The 19,411-nt window shown below is 48.3% G+C and carries 26 protein-coding genes and 4 tRNA genes; 1 reads left to right on the top strand and 29 read right to left on the bottom strand.

Annotated features, from left to right (window positions below; translation table 11 throughout):
- The 12 genes from tuf to ASG24_RS06810 all read right to left on the bottom strand — a co-directional run.
- On the bottom strand, window positions 1-1,118 hold a 1,118-nt coding region (gene tuf / locus ASG24_RS06860; protein ID WP_055868991.1), incomplete at its 3' end, for an elongation factor Tu.
- A 14-nt stretch (window positions 1,119-1,132) separates the two neighbouring features.
- Window positions 1,133-1,219 (bottom strand): GTP-binding protein (locus tag ASG24_RS14940; RefSeq protein ID WP_033473206.1); only part of this gene is annotated, 87 nt, incomplete at its 3' end.
- Between the two features lie 153 nt (window positions 1,220-1,372).
- Window positions 1,373-1,447, bottom strand: a tRNA-Thr gene (locus tag ASG24_RS06855).
- A gap of 21 nt (window positions 1,448-1,468) precedes the next feature.
- Window positions 1,469-1,544, bottom strand: a tRNA-Gly gene (locus ASG24_RS06850).
- A 67-nt stretch (window positions 1,545-1,611) separates the two neighbouring features.
- Window positions 1,612-1,696 (bottom strand) — tRNA-Tyr (locus ASG24_RS06845).
- A gap of 63 nt (window positions 1,697-1,759) precedes the next feature.
- Window positions 1,760-1,835, bottom strand: a tRNA-Thr gene (locus ASG24_RS06840).
- A 139-nt stretch (window positions 1,836-1,974) separates the two neighbouring features.
- Window positions 1,975-2,388 carry a ClpXP protease specificity-enhancing factor gene (locus ASG24_RS06835; RefSeq protein WP_055868990.1) on the bottom strand — a complete coding sequence of 138 codons (414 nt, stop codon included), beginning with the start codon at window positions 2,386-2,388 and terminating at the stop codon, window positions 1,975-1,977.
- A 66-nt stretch (window positions 2,389-2,454) separates the two neighbouring features.
- Window positions 2,455-3,054 (bottom strand): glutathione S-transferase N-terminal domain-containing protein, encoded by a 600-nt coding sequence (locus tag ASG24_RS06830; protein WP_055869435.1) that lies wholly within the window; start codon window positions 3,052-3,054, stop codon window positions 2,455-2,457.
- A 64-nt stretch (window positions 3,055-3,118) separates the two neighbouring features.
- Complete coding sequence (locus tag ASG24_RS06825; RefSeq protein ID WP_200936977.1) at window positions 3,119-3,829, bottom strand: cytochrome c1; 711 nt, start codon at window positions 3,827-3,829, stop codon at window positions 3,119-3,121.
- Complete coding sequence (locus ASG24_RS06820; protein WP_055830051.1) at window positions 3,826-5,115, bottom strand: cytochrome bc complex cytochrome b subunit; 1,290 nt, start codon at window positions 5,113-5,115, stop codon at window positions 3,826-3,828. Before ASG24_RS06820 ends, ASG24_RS06825 begins: the two co-directional genes overlap by 4 nt.
- 5 nt (window positions 5,116-5,120) lie before the next feature.
- Entirely contained in the window at window positions 5,121-5,741 is a 621-nt protein-coding gene (gene petA / locus ASG24_RS06815) for a ubiquinol-cytochrome c reductase iron-sulfur subunit (protein WP_055830053.1), read from the bottom strand.
- 116 nt (window positions 5,742-5,857) lie between these two features.
- Window positions 5,858-6,604, bottom strand: coding sequence for a Nif3-like dinuclear metal center hexameric protein (locus tag ASG24_RS06810; protein ID WP_055868989.1), 747 nt, complete (start codon window positions 6,602-6,604; stop codon window positions 5,858-5,860).
- 52 nt (window positions 6,605-6,656) lie between these two features.
- Here ASG24_RS06810 and ASG24_RS06805 point away from each other — a divergent pair, with 52 nt between their 5' ends.
- Window positions 6,657-7,817: a S1C family serine protease gene (locus tag ASG24_RS06805; RefSeq protein WP_055830057.1), complete on the top strand. Its 1,161-nt coding sequence runs from the start codon at window positions 6,657-6,659 to the stop codon at window positions 7,815-7,817.
- 1 nt (window position 7,818) lies between these two features.
- Here the strand turns inward: ASG24_RS06805 and tatC are convergent, their stop codons facing one another.
- The 17 genes from tatC to ASG24_RS06720 all read right to left on the bottom strand — a co-directional run bounded on the left by tatC (window position 7,819) and on the right by ASG24_RS06720 (window position 19,392).
- Window positions 7,819-8,553: a twin-arginine translocase subunit TatC gene (gene tatC, locus ASG24_RS06800; RefSeq protein ID WP_055868988.1), complete on the bottom strand. Its 735-nt coding sequence runs from the start codon at window positions 8,551-8,553 to the stop codon at window positions 7,819-7,821.
- A 14-nt stretch (window positions 8,554-8,567) separates the two neighbouring features.
- The gene (gene tatB, locus ASG24_RS06795) at window positions 8,568-9,113 is read right to left on the bottom strand and encodes a Sec-independent protein translocase protein TatB (protein WP_055868987.1); all 546 of its coding nucleotides are present in this window, start codon (window positions 9,111-9,113) and stop codon (window positions 8,568-8,570) included.
- A gap of 15 nt (window positions 9,114-9,128) precedes the next feature.
- Entirely contained in the window at window positions 9,129-9,311 is a 183-nt protein-coding gene (gene tatA / locus ASG24_RS06790; RefSeq protein ID WP_055830061.1) for a Sec-independent protein translocase subunit TatA, read from the bottom strand.
- 26 nt (window positions 9,312-9,337) lie between these two features.
- Window positions 9,338-9,667: a histidine triad nucleotide-binding protein gene (locus ASG24_RS06785; protein WP_055868986.1), complete on the bottom strand. Its 330-nt coding sequence runs from the start codon at window positions 9,665-9,667 to the stop codon at window positions 9,338-9,340.
- Window positions 9,664-9,981, bottom strand: a complete 318-nt coding sequence (locus ASG24_RS06780; RefSeq protein ID WP_055868985.1) for a phosphoribosyl-ATP diphosphatase — start codon at window positions 9,979-9,981, stop codon at window positions 9,664-9,666. Before ASG24_RS06780 ends, ASG24_RS06785 begins: the two co-directional genes overlap by 4 nt.
- Window positions 9,974-10,357, bottom strand: coding sequence for a phosphoribosyl-AMP cyclohydrolase (gene hisI, locus ASG24_RS06775; RefSeq protein ID WP_055868984.1), 384 nt, complete (start codon window positions 10,355-10,357; stop codon window positions 9,974-9,976). The genes ASG24_RS06780 and hisI overlap by 8 nt, the downstream gene beginning before the upstream one ends.
- Window positions 10,354-11,118, bottom strand: a complete 765-nt coding sequence (gene hisF / locus ASG24_RS06770; RefSeq protein WP_055868983.1) for an imidazole glycerol phosphate synthase subunit HisF — start codon at window positions 11,116-11,118, stop codon at window positions 10,354-10,356. Before hisF ends, hisI begins: the two co-directional genes overlap by 4 nt.
- Entirely contained in the window at window positions 11,118-11,858 is a 741-nt protein-coding gene (gene hisA / locus ASG24_RS06765) for a 1-(5-phosphoribosyl)-5-[(5-phosphoribosylamino)methylideneamino]imidazole-4-carboxamide isomerase (protein WP_055830071.1), read from the bottom strand. The genes hisF and hisA overlap by 1 nt, the downstream gene beginning before the upstream one ends.
- A gap of 53 nt (window positions 11,859-11,911) precedes the next feature.
- A complete protein-coding gene (hisH, locus tag ASG24_RS06760) occupies window positions 11,912-12,556 on the bottom strand; it encodes an imidazole glycerol phosphate synthase subunit HisH (RefSeq protein ID WP_055868982.1) in 645 nt (214 codons plus the stop codon).
- Between the two features lie 60 nt (window positions 12,557-12,616).
- The gene (hisB, locus tag ASG24_RS06755; protein ID WP_055830074.1) at window positions 12,617-13,207 is read right to left on the bottom strand and encodes an imidazoleglycerol-phosphate dehydratase HisB; all 591 of its coding nucleotides are present in this window, start codon (window positions 13,205-13,207) and stop codon (window positions 12,617-12,619) included.
- A 153-nt stretch (window positions 13,208-13,360) separates the two neighbouring features.
- Window positions 13,361-14,230, bottom strand: coding sequence for a 3-hexulose-6-phosphate synthase (gene hxlA, locus ASG24_RS06750; RefSeq protein WP_055868981.1), 870 nt, complete (start codon window positions 14,228-14,230; stop codon window positions 13,361-13,363).
- Window positions 14,231-14,447: 217 nt separating this feature from the next.
- The gene (gene hisC / locus ASG24_RS06745) at window positions 14,448-15,512 is read right to left on the bottom strand and encodes a histidinol-phosphate transaminase (RefSeq protein ID WP_055868980.1); all 1,065 of its coding nucleotides are present in this window, start codon (window positions 15,510-15,512) and stop codon (window positions 14,448-14,450) included.
- Between the two features lie 9 nt (window positions 15,513-15,521).
- On the bottom strand, window positions 15,522-16,817 hold the full coding sequence (gene hisD, locus ASG24_RS06740; RefSeq protein WP_055868979.1) for a histidinol dehydrogenase: 1,296 nt from the start codon (window positions 16,815-16,817) through the stop codon (window positions 15,522-15,524).
- A gap of 24 nt (window positions 16,818-16,841) precedes the next feature.
- The gene (gene hisG, locus ASG24_RS06735) at window positions 16,842-17,483 is read right to left on the bottom strand and encodes an ATP phosphoribosyltransferase (RefSeq protein ID WP_055868978.1); all 642 of its coding nucleotides are present in this window, start codon (window positions 17,481-17,483) and stop codon (window positions 16,842-16,844) included.
- A 51-nt stretch (window positions 17,484-17,534) separates the two neighbouring features.
- Entirely contained in the window at window positions 17,535-18,800 is a 1,266-nt protein-coding gene (murA, locus tag ASG24_RS06730) for a UDP-N-acetylglucosamine 1-carboxyvinyltransferase (RefSeq protein ID WP_055830084.1), read from the bottom strand.
- 2 nt (window positions 18,801-18,802) lie between these two features.
- Window positions 18,803-19,111 (bottom strand): Grx4 family monothiol glutaredoxin, encoded by a 309-nt coding sequence (grxD, locus tag ASG24_RS06725; RefSeq protein WP_055868977.1) that lies wholly within the window; start codon window positions 19,109-19,111, stop codon window positions 18,803-18,805.
- A 32-nt stretch (window positions 19,112-19,143) separates the two neighbouring features.
- Window positions 19,144-19,392 (bottom strand): BolA family protein, encoded by a 249-nt coding sequence (locus ASG24_RS06720; protein WP_055830088.1) that lies wholly within the window; start codon window positions 19,390-19,392, stop codon window positions 19,144-19,146.
- Window positions 19,393-19,411: the final 19 nt, after the last annotated feature.

Here is a 19,411-nt window from a genome sequence, read left to right as displayed (position 1 = left end):
TCTTCCATCGCGATTGGCGCAATCAGCGCTACCGAGATAGAAACGTTATCACCTGGCATCACCATTTCGGTACCTGCTGGCAATTCAACTGCACCAGTCACGTCAGTCGTACGGAAGTAGAACTGTGGACGGTAGCCGTTGAAGAATGGTGTATGACGACCRCCTTCATCTTTACCCAACACGTAGATCTCTGCTGTGAATTTAGTGTGTGGCTTGATTGAACCTGATTTTGACAATACTTGACCACGTTCGATATCTTCACGTTTTGTACCACGCAGCAATACACCTACGTTGTCGCCTGCCTGACCTTGATCCAGCAGTTTACGGAACATCTCAACACCGGTACATGTAGTCTTAACAGTTGGTTTGATACCAACGATTTCGATTTCGTCACCGACTTTAACAATACCACGCTCGATACGGCCGGTTACTACAGTACCACGGCCTGAGATAGAGAATACATCTTCTACTGGCATCAGGAAGGTACCGTCGATGGCACGCTCTGGCATTGGGATGTAGCTGTCTAAAGCTTCAGCCAGTCTGAAGATGGCTGGTTCGCCGATCTCTGATTGGTCACCTTCCAAAGCCAGTTTAGCTGAACCGTGGATGATTGGTGTGTCATCACCTGGGAAGTCGTATTTGCTTAGCAATTCACGCACTTCCATTTCAACCAGCTCTAACAACTCAGCATCATCAACCATGTCTGCTTTGTTCAGGAACACGATGATGTATGGAACACCAACCTGGCGTGCCAACAGGATGTGCTCACGTGTTTGTGGCATCGGGCCGTCAGCAGCTGAACATACCAGGATTGCGCCGTCCATCTGGGCAGCACCGGTAATCATGTTTTTYACATAGTCGGCGTGACCTGGACAGTCAACGTGGGCGTAGTGACGGTTAGCCGTCTCGTACTCAACGTGCGCTGTGTTAATGGTAATACCACGTGCTTTTTCTTCTGGCGCCGCGTCAATCTGATCGTAAGCCTTCGCTTCACCACCAAATTTCTTAGTCAATACAGTGGTGATAGCCGCTGTCAATGTTGTCTTACCGTGGTCAACGTGACCAATCGTACCAACGTTCACGTGTGGCTTGGTACGTTCGAATTTGCCTTTTGCCATGATGTTTTCCTTTNTGTCAATGTTGTCTTACCGTGGTCAACGTGACCAATCGTACCAACGTTCACGTGTGGCTTGGTACGTTCGAATTTGCCTTTTGCCATGATGTTTTCCTTTATTGATACTGAAATGCCAATAAATAATTGTGTTATTCACAAATTACGCGACGCGGATGACACCATCCTGAAACGCCACTACTTAACCACAGATGCTATTAAGCCCTATGTTACGAAGCCTATGTCTTCATAGAGCAAAACTGGTGCCCATGGCGGGAATCGGACCCGCGACCTCTCCCTTACCAAGGGAGTGCTCTACCACTGAGCCACATGGGCGCTTCATGCAATCATTGCTGTTGGAGCGGGCGACGAGGTTCGAACTCGCGACATCTTGCTTGGAAGGCAAGTGCTCTACCAACTGAGCTACACCCGCAATATGCAGAACACCCAAGGAAGGCTCTCACCATCCCGCTTTTACTCAAAGCCCACAGACAGTAATTTGGTGGAGGGGGCTGGATTCGAACCAGCGTACTCTGAGAGAACGGATTTACAGTCCGTCGCCTTTAACCACTCGGCCACCCCTCCAAAATCGACCGCGATTATCGCGGCTAATTCAATCAGCGTCAATGCTAACTGTATTTAAATCTATGGTGCCGGGTATCGGAATCGAACTGATGACCTTCGCATTACAAGTGCGCTGCTCTACCAACTGAGCTAACCCGGCATTTCGGAAAGGCGCAACTATAGCACTTTTTTATTAGTTTTATCTAGTGCTTTGAGAAATTTTTTATTCTCGGCCAAAAAGATTGTGCATCATCAATGTGCCATTATTGTGATGGCAGGGTTTTTACAAATACGCAAACTTACTTGACGACTTTAAGGTGGGATTTTTTTGCAGTACCAGGCTCGGATGTTTCAGGCTTGGGCAGTTCTGCGCTTCTTGATGGCTCAGGCGCATTGCCATCTGCAACTTCAAAGAACATGCCTTGGCTGTTTTCCCGGGCAAATACACCTGCTACACGCCCAATTGGCACATAAATATGCTGGGCGACACCACTGAAACGCGCTGAAAACACCACTGCATCATTATCAATATGCAGATCTTTCACTGCGGTGTAGTTAATATTCAGTACGATTTCACCATTTTTCACAAACGCCATTGGCACACGCGTATGCGCGTCCACCTTTACCAACAGATGTGGCGTCAATGCATTATCGACACACCATTCATGTATCGCGCGTATTAAATAGGCAGTGGTTGGAATCAATGTGCTCATACTGACTTTTCCTTGGAAAAACAGCGCGGGAAAATATCACCGCGCTGTGTATATGCGAACTAAAAATTACTTGCGCATGGCCTTTTCAGAAGGGGTCATTGCTTCGGCATACATAGGGCGGGAGAACAAACGCTCTGCATATTTCAGCAATGGTGCAGCCTGGTTAGGCAATTCAATGCCGTAATGACCCAAGCGCCATAACAATGGTGTAATGGCGACATCCAGCATGGAGTATTCATCACCCATTAAGTAGTTTTGCTTGCTGAAAATCGGCACCAGCTGTGTCAGATTATCGCGTATCACTTTGCGTGCGCGCTCAACTCTTTCATCTTCGCCAGATTCGATATCTTTAATGTGGCTAAACAGATCTTTTTCAAAGTTATAAAGATACAAACGTGCACGGGCGCGCATAACCGGGTCAGCCGGCATCAGTTGCGGATGCGGAAAGCGCTCGTCTATGTACTCATTAATAATATTGGCTTCTGACAATACCAGGTCACGCTCTACCAGCACCGGCACTTCGCCGTAAGGATTCAGAATGGCGAGGTCTTCAGTTTTGTTGGTGAGGTCAACATCAATGACTTCAAAGTCCATACCCTTTTCAAACAGCACGATACGGCAACGGTGGCTGTAAGGATCGACAGTGCCCGAATACAATCTCATCATAATCATTTTTCCCTATAAAAAAAGACACCAAGGCCAAGGCCCTGGTGTCGGACTTGGTTGCTGCTTACCGTATGTCTTTCCAGTATTCAGCTTTGATTTTCTTCACCAAGACTAACAGTACAGACAAGAACAGCAGCACCGCTACACCAAGCCACAGACGTGATTGTTTAGCAGGCTCAGCCATAAATGCCATAAAGTTGGTTAAATCACCTGCAAACTGGTCGTATTCTTCAGGACTCAATTTACCGGCTTTTTCCAGTTTCAGTGTATGTGTTTCATGATCCAGCACTTGCACACCCTGCAACTCATACAACACGTGTGGCATTGCCACTTTATCAAACACCAGGTTATTCCAGCCGGTTGGACGGCTGTCATCCTTGTAGAAACTACGCAGGTAGGCATACACCCAGTCAGCACCACGTGCACGCACTTCCACGCTTAAATCCGGTGGTGCAGCACCAAACCATTTTTTGGCATCTTTCGGGTTCATGCTGACACGCATGGTCTCGCCAACCTTCTCACCGGCAAACAGCAAGTTATCCTTGATCTGCTTGTCGGTCAGGCCAATGTCCTGCAAACGGTTGTAACGCATGTAATTGGCACTATGGCAGTTGAGGCAGTAGTTCACAAAAATCTTGGCCCCGCGCTGCAAAGAAGCTTTATCACTCATGTTAATCGGTGCCGTTACATCAATATGCACCTCATTCGCTAAGGCAACGCCTGAAACCAGCAATGCCACACTGGCAAATGCCTGAATAAATAATTTCTTCATCATTTGTATGTCACCCTTTCCGGCACTGGTTTGGTTTTGTCTTTTTTGGTGTACCAGGGCATTAATACAAAATATGCAAAGTAAATCACCATACAAATACGGGCAACCACGGTCGCACGATCTGCGCGTCCCAGCCATGGCCCGAATTGACCCCAGACATCGCCAGGAACCGTTCCCAGATAACCCAGAATGACGAAGCTAATGACGAAAGCAGTCAACCAGCGCTTGTACAATGCGCCACGGTAGCGAATCGACTTCACCGGACTTCTGTCCAACCAGGGCAAGAAAGCAAATGCAACAACTGACAAGCCCATCGCCACTACCCCAGGGAATTGTGAAATACCGATAGGCGGCACCGCACGCAAGATGGAGTAATAAGGTGTGAAGTACCAGACCGGTGCAATGTGTGCCGGTGTTTTCAGCGGATCAGCAGGAATAAAGTTATTGGCCTCGAGGAAGTAACCACCCATTTCCGGCATAAAAAACACGATAGCGAAGAACACCATCAGGAACACCACCACACCCACCAGATCTTTCACTGAGTAGTATGGATGGAAAGGAATACCATCCAGTGGAATACCGGTTTCCTTGTCTTTATGCTTTTTGATCTCCACGCCGTCAGGGTTGTTGGAACCGACTTCATGCAATGCCACAATATGCACTGCTACCAGACCCAACAGCACCAATGGCAGCGCAATTACGTGGAATGCAAAGAAGCGGTTCAATGTCGCATCTGACACCAGGTAGTCACCACGCAACCATTCTGATAAATCCGGACCGATAAACGGCACGGTAGAGAACAGGTTCACAATCACCTGCGCGCCCCAATAGGACATTTGACCCCATGGCAGCAGGTAGCCGAAGAACGCCTCACCCATCAACACCAGGAAAATACCTACACCAAACAGCCAGATCAGTTCTCGTGGCGTCCTGTATGAACCATAGATAATGCCACGGAACATATGCAGGTAAACCACCACAAAAAACATGGAGGCGCCAGTCGAGTGCATGTAACGAATAATGTTTCCGCCAAATACGTCCCGCATGATGTATTCAACCGAAGCAAATGCTAATTCAGCATCCGGTTTGTAGTTCATGGTCAGGAAAATACCGGTGACGATTTGCAGCACCAATACTAATAAGGCCAATGAACCGAAGAAATACCAGAAGTTGAAATTTTTCGGTGCGTAATACTCGGTAAGGTGTCCTTTGATAGTACTGGTCAGTGGGAATCTGGCATCAACCCAGTCCAGCAAACCAGCGGCAATTGTATTTTTATTAGTTGCCATGATATTTAAGCCTCCGCCTTTTTGTCATCACCAATCAAAATGGTGGTTTCTGTCAGATATTGGTGTGGCGGAACAACCAGATTGGTTGGTGCTGGCGAGCCTTTGAATACCCGGCCAGTCAGGTCAAACTTGGACCCGTGGCATGGACATACAAAACCACCCGGCCAGTCTGCTGTTTGCGCAAAATTGTCATTAGGCGAACAACCCAGATGCGTACATGTACCCAACATCACCGCAAACTCTGGTTTAATCGCGCGCGCCTTGTTTTTACAATATTCAGGTTGCTGCGGCACTTCCATATTAGGATCAGACAAATCCCCATCATGCTTGTCCAATATGGCCATCATTTCAGGCGAGCGGCGCACAATCCACACCGGCTGACCGCGCCATTCGGCCGTCATTTTTTCGCCTGGTTTCAGCTTGCTGATATCTACTTCAACTGGTGCACCAGCGGCTTTGGCACGCTCACTAGGCAACATACTGCCGACAAATGGCACCGCCACAGCAGCGACACCGACAGCACCGGTGGCAGCAGTTGCTTTCACCAAAAAGTCGCGTTTTTGCAAATCCACCTCAGATGGCGCGCAAAACGACAAACAGTTGCTGTCAATTTTGTTTTCTGACATTGGCTTCCTTAATCTACCCTTGTGAGGTAACAGTGTGATCAAAACTTGAGTCGCGATTATACATTTTCCGCATACACAAGCCAAATTTAATTCAATAAGTGATTGATATTAATAAATTAAATAGGGTTTTCCACTTCGACGAAAATGTGCTCAATTGCGTAATTTTCTGCCAACCATTGCCCTAATGCCTGAATTCCGTAGCGTTCTGTGGCATGGTGTCCGGCTGCAATATACGCGGTGCCGGTTTCCTGCACAGTGTGCCAGGTAGGCTCGGAAACTTCACCACTGAGGAACACATCAATATTGGCAGTCACTGCTTGCTGAATATACGATTGCGCTGCGCCAGTGCACCAGGCAACTGTGCGCACTTGCCGGCCAGGCTCGCCCAGGAGTTGCGCCTGGCGGTTTAACTGCTTGCTGACATGATTGCTTAGTTGTTGCAGCGAAATATCATCAGGTAATACTGTCATCGGCAGCATGTTTTTATCATCAAGGTAGCGCACTATCGGCCAGCCCAGCACTTTACCCAGCTGCACATTGTTGCCAACATCGGTGTGCGCATCCAAAGGCAAATGGTAAGCGAGCAAGCTGATGTCGTGAGTCAATAACTGCTTGAGACGGTTTCGCTTCATTCCGGTGATTTCAGCAGGCTCGCCGCGCCAGAAATAACCATGATGCACCAGGATTGCATCTGCGTCCGCTTCAATCGCAGCATCAATCAATGCTTGGCTGGCAGTGACGCCGGTGACGATGCGCCGCACTTCTGGCCGCCCTTCCACCTGCAATCCATTCGGGCAATAGTCCTGAAATCTGACAACTTGCAAAAAATTAGCTAATTCACTAACAAGACGATTCAATTCCATCTCTGACTCTCATATACTAATCAACTATTAAGACAACCTTTTTCTGGCCGCCATGCGACAACTCTGGACTATCTTCTCACAAGCAGTCACCGTCTGCCTCGGTATTCTGTTTGTGATGAAATTATTTTATCCTAACCTGCTGATGCAGCCGAGCAATCAGAAGGTCATCATTAAAGAATCCAACTCCGGCATTCAAACCGCAGCCATCGCAAAAGCAGGCTATCGCAGCGCAGTAAGCAAAGCGACACCTTCTGTGGTCAATATCTTCACCACTGCACATATCAGCCAGGATCCGCACCGCGCTCTAAAAAATGATCCCTTGTTCCGCCATTTTTTCGGGGAAGAAATGGAAGAAGAAGATGAACAGCCTGAAAACAGTTTAGGTAGTGGCGTGATTGTGAGTGCTGATGGGCTGATTCTGACTAATAATCATGTGATCAGTTCGGCGGACCAGATCGAAGTGGCCTTAAGTGATGGCAGCAAGTCTTCAGCCACAGTGGTTGGTACAGACCCTGAAACTGATGTCGCCGTGCTTAAAATCGACCGCAAGAATTTACCTGCGATTACATTCAGCAATAGCGAGCAAATGAAGGTTGGCGATGTGGTGCTGGCGATAGGCAATCCTTTCGGCGTTGGTCAAACGGTCACCCAAGGGATTATCAGTGCACTTGGCCGCAACCATCTAGGCATTAATACGTTTGAGAATTTTATCCAGACGGATGCTTCTATCAATCCTGGCAACTCCGGCGGCGCCTTGATTGATATCAACGGCAACCTGATCGGCATCAACAGTGCCATTTATTCGCGCAATGGCGGCAGCATGGGTATAGGCTTTGCGATTCCGGTCAGCATCGCCCAGCAAGTCATGGAACAAATTACTTCCAGTGGATCGGTGACACGAGGCTGGATAGGCATTGAGGCGCAGGACATTACACCTGAGCTTGCCGAATCGTTTAATTTAAAAAATATTGATGGCTCGCTGATTGCGGGTGTGTTGCTTGATAGCCCAGCGGATAAAGCCGGCTTACGTCCTGGCGATATTCTCACAGCCATCGATAAAAAACCGGTGACCGATAGTCAGTCGATGTTGAATATTATCGCTATGCTCAAACCACGCGAGAAAGCGACTTTATCTATTCTGCGTACGGGTAAAAAAATGGATATAGACCTTGTCGTGGGTAAGCGCCCACTGCCGAATAAGATACCGAAATAACTTACACAGAAGTTGGATCGCTGGTTCTCGGTGGCAACCAGCGTACTACCAGCAATCCAGATTCGTATAGTATCCATAATGGAATGGCGAGCATAAACTGGGACACAATATCCGGTGGTGTAAAGATCGCTCCCACCACAAATGCACCGACAACCACATAGCTGCGCGCCTCTTTCAGTTGCTCCAGTGTAACCCAACCCATCAATGCCATCAGCACAACAGCGACCGGCACTTCAAATGCAAAACCAAAAGCCATAAATAGGCCGATGACAAAATCCAGGTACTCCGCAATATCGGTCATCACCGCCACGCCTTGTGGTGCACTGCCGATTAAAAATCCGAATACCACTGGGAAAACCGCGAAATAGGCGAATGCCATCCCAATAAAAAACAGGAACAGCGATGCAACCAGCAAAGGCAGCATCATGCGCTTTTCGTGCGCATATAAACCTGGTGCCACGAATGCCCAGCACTGGTAAAGAATCCAAGGCAAAGCAACCAGGAACGCCGCCAGCATGGTCACTTTCATTGGCACAAAGAATGGGGTAGTGACAGCCGTGGCAATCATTTGCGCCCCCTGTGGCAATTTAGCCAGAAGTGGCGCGGCCAATAGGCTATATAACTTATCGGCAAACGGAAACAGGCCGACAAATATAAGCAGCAAACCGATCACGGCACGCAACAGACGGTTGCGCAATTCAATCAGGTGGGAGATAAAGTTTTCTGTAGGCGTCATGAATGAACAATTACTTAAGATTTATGTTCATCGGTAAACATATCGGCAGTATCAGCAGTGGCTTTCGGCTTTGTTTTGCGTGGACGAGGAACACCTGCACTACCAGGTGCCAAACTTTCTGGAGTAGCACTACCTTCTGAAGTAGCACCTTCCACAGTGGCTGACTGATTAAGCTCATCTGCCGCTTTAGAACGCCGAGGTGGTTTGATGACAGCTTGTTCTGATGTTAAATCTTTTACTTTAGCCTGACGGGGTTTGCGCGGCTTTTTTACGCCCTGCACTGAGGCTGGCTCGTTCACTTGTGATGTTGGCGGCAGAATACTTTGCTCAATATCGGCATAATTTTGCTGCAGGCTGGACTGCACTTCCTCCTGCAATTTCTGCAATTCTGCAAAGCGCGATTCACGATTCACTTCGTCTTTAACTTGCGTCACAAAGCGCTGCAAGCGCCCAAAAAAAGCGCCCGCAGTGCGGGCGACTTTTGGCAGTTTTTCCGGCCCGATCACTATCAATGCGACAATAGCAATCACCACCATTTCGGAAAAAGAAATATCAAACACAATGAATCGCTGTCGTTATTTATTTCTGTCAGACAACTCGTCGGGCTTGGATTCGCCTTTACCGTCATTCACGGCTTTTTTGAACTCATTCACCGCGCCACCTACATCACTACCAATATTGCGCAGTTTCTTGGTACCAAATACCAGTACCACAATCAGCAACACGATCAACCAATGCCATAAACTAAAGCTTCCCATCACAATCTCCTCTAACCAGGTAGCGCTTACGCCGCTGCACCGCCACCATAGACATGCAAATGAATATGGAACACTTCCTGCCCACCTTCACGGCCCACATTCATCAACGTTTTGTATCCTACCAGGCCTTGATCCGCCGCCAGTTTTGGCGCCAGCAACATCATTCCGCCCAGCAAATCCTGATCTTCAACAGTACAGTCTTTCAATGTTTCGATATGCTTTTTCGGCACAATCAAAAAATGCGTTTTAGCCATGGGACGGATGTCATGAAACGCAATGACATTACCGTCCTCATAAATGGTTTTTGAAGGAATGTTACCAGCCACGATCTTGCAAAAAATACAGTCTGCACTCATTCTGACCTGTTCGCTTTCTCCGCAATACCCGACAAACCTTCGCGACGTGCCAGTTCATTCAGTACATCTTGCGCGCTCAAACCGACATGGCTCAACATCACCAATGTATGGAACCACAAATCTGCGGTTTCATAAACGATTTCATCAGCATTGCCACCTTTAGCAGCAATCACAGTTTCAGTCGCTTCCTCACCAATTTTCTTTAGGATACTGTCCATGCCTTTTGCATACAGTCTGGCCACATATGAAGATGCAGGATCAGCAGATTTGCGCTGCTCCATTAATTCAGACAGCCTATCAAGTACATCACTCATGATAAATCGCTTTCGGGTCTTTAATGACAGGCTCAACCGTCACCCAATCATCGCCTTGCAACTGTTGGAAAAAGCAATTGTGTCTTCCTGTATGACAGGCGATACCACCCTGTTGTTCAACCTTGAGCAAAACCACGTCATTGTCGCAGTCAAGGCGGATATCGTGCACGATTTGCGTATGCCCGGACTCTTCACCTTTGTGCCAGAGTTTGTTGCGCGAACGCGAGAAATATACGGCATGACCAGTCTCGCGCGTCAGCTGTAAAGCTTCGCGGTTCATCCAGGCAAACATCAGGATCTTGCCTGAAGACTGTTCCTGTGCAATCACGGGCACAAGACCATCGTCAGTCCAGGCCACTTGATCAAGCCAGTTCATCGTACTTCCAACCCATGTTGACGCATATAGTCTTTCGCTTGCTGCACCGTGTATTCACCATAGTGAAAAATGCTGGCGGCCAGTACCGCATCCGCACCGCCCAGTGTCACACCATCCACCAAATGCTGAAGGTTACCCACACCACCGGATGCAATTAATGGCACTGCTACTGCATCACTAATCGCTTTGTTAAGTGGATTATTAAAACCGATCTTGGTACCATCGCGGTCCATGCTGGTGACCAATAATTCGCCTGCACCCAGGCTGACCATCTTGCGAGCCCATTCAACAGCATCTAATCCGGTAGGATTACGGCCACCGTGGGTAAACACTTCCCACTCAAATGGTTTGTTATCCACTTTTTTGGCATCGATGGCAACGACGATACATTGTGACCCATAACGGCTCGCAGCATCTTCAACCACTTGGGGATTCAGCACTGCAGTTGTATTGATACTGACTTTGTCCGCACCGGCATTCAATAAACGCCTGACGTCTTCGACTTTGCGCACACCACCACCGACAGTGAGCGGAATAAATACTTTTTCTGCCACACGCTCGATAATATGCAGAATCAGGTCGCGGTCATCAGAACTGGCGGTGATATCGAGAAAGGTCAGTTCATCTGCCCCCTGCTCGTTGTAGCGCTGGGCAATTTCTACCGGGTCTCCGGCATCGCGCAGCTCAAGAAAGTTAACACCTTTAACCACACGGCCATTGGTGACATCCAGGCAGGGAATGATGCGTTTAGCACATCCCATTACGCGCTAAGCTCATCGGCCAGGGTCTGGGCTGCTGAGAAATCCAAAGTGCCTTCATAAATTGCACGACCGGTAATCGTCCCGATAATACCTTCAGCCTGCACCGCGCATAATTTGCGCACATCATCAAGATTGGTAACACCACCACTGGCAATCACTGGAATGGTCAAGGCTTGCGCTAAAGCGACAGTCGCTTCAATATTCACGCCATTGAGCATGCCGTCCCGGCCAATATCAGTGTAGACGATGCTTTCCACACCGTAATCTTCAAATTTCTTTGCCAGGTCAATCACATCGTGACCAGTCAATTTTGACCAACCATCTACTGCAACTTTACCGTCTTTAGCATCGAGGCCAACCATGATCTGTCCAGGAAATGCATAACACGCTTCATGCAGGAAACCCGGATTCTTGACGGCAGCGGTTCCAATAATGATGTAACTGATGCCGTCATCCAGATAACGCTCTATCGTATCCAGATCACGAATACCACCGCCAAGCTGGATAGGAATATCCCCTCCCACTGCAGCCACTATAGATTTAATCGCATTTTCATTAATCGGTTTACCAGCAAATGCGCCATTCAAATCAACCAGGTGCAAGCGTTTGCCGCCCTGGTCTACCCAATGCCTGGCCATCGCCGCAGGGTCTTCAGAAAATATGGTGGACTCTTCCATCAGCCCCTGCTTCAAACGTACGCAGTGACCATCTTTTAAATCAATTGCCGGGATAATTAACATGCTGTTTTAATGTAGATATGTAACGGGTTTGGACAAAATTTAGGGAAACGCACTTATGGTTTCCAGTTTACAAAATTACGTAAAAGTTGCAAGCCTGATTCTGCACTCTTTTCCGGGTGGAATTGCACGGCAAACACATTGTCGCGTGCAATGGCACATGTATAGTCAAACGGATAAGCCGTTGTCGCTGCGGTTAGCGCCGCTTCGGCAGGGTCTACATAATAACTATGCACATAATAAAAGCGCGCCTGGTCAGGAATATCTTGCCACATGGCATGCTCGTCGGCTTGGTGCACCTGGCTCCAACCCATGTGCGGCACTTTTAATTTGGCACCCTGGATATCCACCATTTTATCGGCAGGGAAACGTTTCACTTCGCCTGGATAAATACCCAGACCAGGCACGTCGCCTTCTTCAGAATGCTCAAACAGCATTTGCAAACCGATACAAATACCAAAAAATGGCTTTTCACGGGTAGCTTCAACCACTGCCTGGCGTAAACCACGCATATCCAGTTCACGTATACAGTCAGGCATCGCACCTTGCCCGGGAAACACTACACGCTCAGCTGCAGCAATTAATTCCGGGTCACTGGTGATCTCTATACTCACCTCTGGCGCCACTGCTTTTAAGGCATTCGCCACGGATCTTAAATTACCCATGCCGTAATCAACAACGGCCACTTGCAAACGATTCATGGTTTGACTATCAACTTTTTAACGAGTAACTTTAAACGAGCGTCTTTGTAAGAAGCGATTTTATAACGAGCCTTTGGTGGATGGCATCATACCGGCCATGCGCAGATCAGGCGTGATTGCCATGCGCAATGCACGGCCAAATGCCTTGAAAATGGTTTCGGCCTGGTGGTGCGCATTGTGACCTTTAAGGTTATCAATGTGCAGGGTGATCAGTGAGTGATTGACGAACCCCTGAAAAAACTCGTAGAACAGGTCGGCATCGAACTCACCTATCATGGCGCGCACAAACTTGCAGTCAAACTCCAGTCCCGGACGGCCGGATAAATCCAGCACTACGCGGCTCAATGCTTCATCCAATGGCACATAGCTATGACCATAGCGCGTAATCCCTTTTTTATCACCTAGCGCCTTTGAAAAAGCCTGACCAAGTGTGATACCGATATCTTCCACAGTGTGGTGGCCGTCAATATGCAAATCACCTTTGGCGTGAACTTTCAAGTCGATCATGCCATGACGGGCAATTTGATCAAGCATGTGGTCCAGAAAGCCCAATCCACTTTTTAAATCCGACTGACCTGTACCGTCCAGGTTGATCGCAACAGTAATTTGGGTTTCGAGAGTATTGCGCGTAACTTCAGCTTGGCGTGACATAGTGGGAAAAGGTAATCACAGGGATTTAGCAAATAATACAGGCATTTTACAGCAAGTCTTAACGGCCTGGCAAAATCTGTGGTGTAAAAACAAAAAAGCAGTCCTTGCGGACTGCTTTTTTAGTCTGATTACTATCCGGAGATAGTAAGGAGATTAGTTAGTTGCAGCTGGAGCTTCTGCTGCAGGTGCAGCTTCTTCAGTTGTTGCAGCTGGAGCAGCTTCTTCAGTGACTGGCGCTTCAGCAGCTGGAGCAGCTTCTTCAGTGACTGGAGTTTCAGCAGCAGGTGCCGCTTCTTCAGATTTTTTGCCCAACAAAGAGAATACCAATACTGCAGCAACCGCAGCGATGATCCATGGCAGCAATTTGTTACCACCTTTTGCAGAAGTACTAGCACCGTGAGCGATCTTAGTGATTTCTGAAGCAGCAGCAGCAGGATCAGCGGCACCATAGATAGCAGCACCAGCAACAACGATGTCAGCACCAGCGTCAACTACTTGTTTAGTCGTTGCAGCTTTAACACCACCAGCAACAGATACTTTAGCACCTGTTTTCAAGCCTGAAACCAGGCCCAGGTCAGCAAATGGAGTGTGGCCAGCAGCTTGTTGATCCAAACCTGTATGCACGCCAATGATGTGTGCACCCAGTTTAACAACTTCCAAAGTGCGGGCTTTTTTGTCTTTAACGTTGATCAGGTCGATTTGTGCTTCTTTGCCATATTTGTTAGCAGCATCGATTACACCTTTGATCGTACCAGCATCAGCAGTACCCAAAACGGTACAAATGTCAGCACCTGCTTTGTAGAATGGCTCAGCTTCGTAGAAGCCAGCATCCATGGTTTTCAGGTCAACCAAAATCTTGTTGTTAGGGAATTTAGTACGCAATGCTTTCAACAGTTCGATACCGTTATGCTTGATACAAGGTGTACCAATTTCCAGGATATCAACATGTGGCGCTACTTTAGCCGCCAAAGCGATTGTTGCGTCAAAATCCAATGAGTCTAATGCCATCTGGGTTTGTGCCATTTTTCTTCCTCCGAGTTTGCTCTATTTTAAATCCAATGAACTTTTGCGCAGCAATGATGCAAACGCAACCCTCACTGCACATTATGTACAATAGCGTGCATCATAACCGTATTTCAAACAAAATGACAATATTGCGACACATTTTTTTGTACCGCGATAGAATCATTTAAGCGATGTTAGCGGTTAGATTGATGCTGATACTTTGATTTTAGCGACATCAGATACTTAAATATGATTTCAATGCCTGTATCAATGCGTCATTTTGCATGTTATTCCCTACCGTAATTCGCAAAAAGTCTGCAATTCTGGCAGGTTTTTTGAAATGCCTGACGAGGACGGCATGTTCGCGCAATTTTGCGGCGATTTCTTCACCCGGCTGTTGTGAATGACGTGCAAAGATAAAATTTGCACCTGATGGCAAGATATCAAAGCCCAGTGATTGCATTTGCGTGACTAATTGTTCGCGCGAAGCAATTACCTGTTGTCGTGTTTGCTGGAAATAAGCTTCATCTTGTAAAGCAGCAACTGCCCCGGCTTCAGCGAATCTATCGATAGGATAAGAGTTAAAACTATCTTTCACCCTTATCAAGGCTTCAATCAAATTTGCATCGCCCACAGCGTACCCCACTCTAAGTCCGGCTAATGAGCGGGATTTTGAATATGTATGCGTTACCAACAAATTGGGATAGCTTTTTATTAACGCTACCGCTGATTCAGTGCCAAAATCGACATAAGCTTCATCAACTACAACTACCGAGTCTTTATTGGCTTGCAGTAACCGTTCAATCTCAGCCAAGGGCAGTGGAATGCCTGTTGGCGCATTCGGATTCGGGAAAATAATGCCGCCGTTTGGGCGGGAATAATCGTCGATATCAATTTCAAACTGGTCGTTCAGCGGAACGGTTTCATACTGAATGCCATACAAACCACAATACACCGGATAAAAACTGTAAGTGATATCAGGAAACAGCAACGGCGAATCGTGCTTAAGCAAAGCCTGGAACACATGCGCCAATACTTCATCGGAACCATTACCGACAAATACTTGATTGACCTGCAAGCCATGATATTCAGCAATCGCGGCTTTCATACGGCTGGAATCCGGATCAGGATACAGGCGCAAACTATCCGCCGCTTCAGCCTGCAATGCTGCAATCACCTTGGGGCTCGGCCCGTACGGATTCTCGTTGGTGTTCAGCTTGATCAGGTTTTGAATCTTGGGTTGCTCACCTGGCACATAGGGTGTCAGGGTATGCACGATCGGGCTCCACAATTTACTCATCTGCCAGCCTTATTTCAAACGGTACTCAGCGCTGCGTGCGTGCGCTTGCAAGCCTTCGCCATAGGCTAACGTCGCTGCGACTTTACCTAGGGTTTGCGCGCCTTCGCTAGAAACCATAATCAGGCTTGAACGCTTCTGAAAATCATAAACACCCAATGGTGAACTGAAGCGTGCCGTACGTGAAGTCGGCAACACGTGGTTTGGCCCGGCACAATAATCACCCAGGGCTTCGCAGGTATCACGGCCCATGAAAATGGCACCAGCATGCTTAACTTTTTTACTATAAGCGAGTGCGTCATCCATTGATAACTCCAAGTGCTCCGGCGCAATGAAGTTACAAATGTCGGCAGCCTCTTCCAAATCTTTTACCTGGATCAATGCACCGCGGTTTTGCAGTGAAGTGCGGATAATTTCCTGGCGTGGCATGTCAGTGACTTGCCGCTCTATGCTCGCCTGCACCTGATCCAAAAATTCAGCACTTGGGGAAAGCAGAATCGCTTGCGCTAACTCATCGTGCTCGGCTTGGCTGAACAAATCCATCGCTGTCCAGTCCGGGTTACTTTTACCATCACTGATCACCAGAATCTCTGACGGCCCAGCCACCATATCAATACCGACTACGCCAAATACGCGGCGTTTGGCCGCGGCTACATAAGCATTTCCCGGGCCGACAATTTTATCCACTTGCGGCACCGTCTCTGTACCGTAAGCCAGGGCGCCAACCGCTTGCGCACCACCGATACAAAATACGCGAGTCACTCCGCATACGGCTGCGGCCGCCAATACCAATGGATTTTTCTCACCGTTAGGCGTTGGCACCACCATAATCAACTCCTGTACACCGGCCACCTTCGCTGGAATGGCATTCATAAGCACAGAAGATGGATACGCTGCTTTACCGCCTGGCACATACAAGCCTACGCGATCCAGTGACGTCACTTGCTGACCCAGCAAAGTGCCATCCGGCTCGGTGTATTGCCAGGATTGCATGACTTGTTTCTCGTGGTAGCTACGCACGCGGTTCGCTGCCGTTTGCAATGCTTCACGCTGTTCAGCTGGCAAACCATCTAGCGCAGCTTGCAATTCGGACTGCGGGATTTCCAGTTGCGTCAGGCTATCCGCATTGGTTTTATCAAAACGGTTGGTGTATTCCAGCACCGCGGCATCACCGCGTGCTTTAACATCCTTGAGGATATTGGCAACCACATGGTCGATGTTATCGTCCTGTGCGGTTTCAAATGCCAGCAAGGCTTTCAGTTCGCTCTGGAAATCAGCAGATTGGGTAGATAAACGTTTAATCTTCATATCTTTAAATGTGTCGTAATGACATTAGTCTTTCGTGATCGCACTGGCAAAACTGTCGATAATTGGTTGCAACGAAGGGCGACTCACCTTGTAAGAAGCCTGATTTACAACCAGGCGCGAACTGATCGCACCGATCTCCTCCACCGCCTTTAGCTTGTTGGCACGCAAGGTACCACCGGTGCTGACTAAATCCACGATCGCATCCGCCAAACCTACCAAAGGACCCAACTCCATTGAGCCATACAACTTAATCAGGTCGACATGCATGCCTTTGGCGGCAAAATGCTCACGTGCCGTTTTGACATATTTCGTGACCACTTTCAGGCGTGCACCCTGGCGGATACTGGCTTCATAATCAAAGTCTTCGCGCACGGCTACCATCATTTTGCATCTGGCTATATTCAAATCCAGCGGCTGGTACAAGCCTTCACCGCCATGCTCATCCAGCACATCCTTACCGGCAATACCGATATCAGCCGCACCATATTGCACATAGGTTGGCACATCCGTGGCGCGGACGATAATCAATCGCACGTCTTCACGATTGGTTGGCAAGATCAGCTTGCGTGAAGATTCCGGATCTTCCAGTGACTGTATGCCTGCAGCAGCCAGCAATGGTGTGGTTTCTTCAAAAATTCGCCCTTTACTGAGCGCGATAGTAATCATGATTTATTTAACCTGCGTATCATTTAATGTGGACTGTGGGGTTGGTTTAACCTAATTCGACCTGCGGACTTTAGCGCCCAATTGATTGAGCTTTTCTTCCAGCCGTTCGTAACCTCGGTCAAGGTGGTAGATGCGGTCAATCACCGTCTCACCATCTGCCACCAATCCTGCCAGCACCAGTCCTGCAGAGGCACGTAAGTCAGTCGCCATGACATTGGCCCCTTCGAGTGCAGAAATACCTTTGACCACTGCGGTATTACCCTGCACTTCAATATTGGCACCCATGCGCTGCAACTCTTGCACATGCATAAAGCGGTTTTCAAAAATGGTTTCCACCACCGTAGATACGCCATCAGCGATGGTATTCATCGCCATAAACTGCGCCTGCATATCTGTAGGGAAAGCCGGATGCGGTGCAGTGCGAATATTAATCGCTTTCAACTGGCCGTTACTCCTGACCGTAATACTGTTGGGATCACTGCTGATCTCTGCCCCAGCCTCGCGCAGTTTTTCGATGACTGCTTCCAGTAAATCTGGTCGCGCATTTTTCAATGTCACTTCACCGCCGGTCATCGCGGCGGCAACCATGTAAGTGCCCGCTTCAATCCGGTCGCAAACAATGTGGTGCTCGGCACCCGTCAGTCGTTCCACGCCCTCGATGGTGATGGTATCTGTTCCAGCGCCACTGATTTTTGCACCCATCTTGTTCAGGCATTCTGCCAGATCCACCACTTCTGGCTCTTTGGCAGCATTTTCCAACACAGTTGTGCCTTGTGCCAGTGCCGCAGCCATCATCAGATTTTCAGTGCCGGTGACGGTGACCATATCCATATAATAAGTGGCACCCTGCAAGCGGCGATTTGGCAGATGCAATGTGCTGGCCTGGATATAGCCATGCGTAATATGCATGGCAGCACCCATGGCTTGCAAACCCTTGATATGCAAATCTACCGGACGCGAGCCAATGGCACAGCCGCCTGGCAATGAAACGCGGGCAGTGCCGAAACGTGCCAGCAATGGGCCAAGTACCAGTATAGAGGCACGCATGGTTTTCACCATTTCGTAAGTTGCTTCAAACGAAGCTACATCACTGGCATCCAGCGTAACTCGGTCATTGTCTTTTCCGACTTTCACGCCCATGGTGTCTAGCAACTTAAGCGTAGAAGCTACGTCCCGTAATTCGGGAACACCGGTCAAGACCAGCGGCGTTTCAGCCAGTAACCCTGCACATAAAATCGGTAACGCAGCATTCTTTGCACCGGAAATCACAACTTCGCCGCGCAAAGGCACGCCGCCTTCAATAATCAGTTTGTCCAAGATTATGCTTCCGACAACAGCGTTTGCAACTCACCGCTCTGGTACATGCTACGCATAATGTCGGCACCGCCGATAAACTCACCTTTTACGTACAATTGGGGAATCGTAGGCCAGTTAGCATATTGCTTGATGCCTTCACGGATATCCATGTCCTGCAAAACATCAATGGCGACGAATTCAGCGCCACAGGCATCCAGAATCTGAGTCGCCACATTTGAAAAACCACACTGTGGGAATTTCGGGCTACCTTTCATATACAGCACCACTTTGTTATTGGTTACTGTGTCTTTAATTTTTGCTTGCGCGTCCATATTTTCTCCAATCAATTCCGTTAAAACACCGCTTATGCTTGCTGCATTTGCTGCCACTGTGTCGGCGTATATGTTTGCAGGGCCAGCGCATGAATCTCCGCACGCATACGGTCACCCAATGCGGCGTACACCATTTGATGCTGCTGTACCATGCGTTTACCTTCAAATAAAGAGCTGACGACCACCGCATCAAAATGCGTTCCGTCGTCTCCGTTGACCTTTATATAATCGCATTCCAACCCACTCAGGATATACGATTGCAATTGAGCTGCTGTTAACACAAAACCTCGCTTTTATTTC

It is taken from the genome of Methylophilus sp. Leaf414 (genome assembly GCF_001425425.1).
Taxonomy (GTDB): Bacteria; Pseudomonadota; Gammaproteobacteria; order Burkholderiales; family Methylophilaceae; genus Methylophilus.
This window is presented reverse-complemented; position numbering and strand designations above follow the sequence as displayed.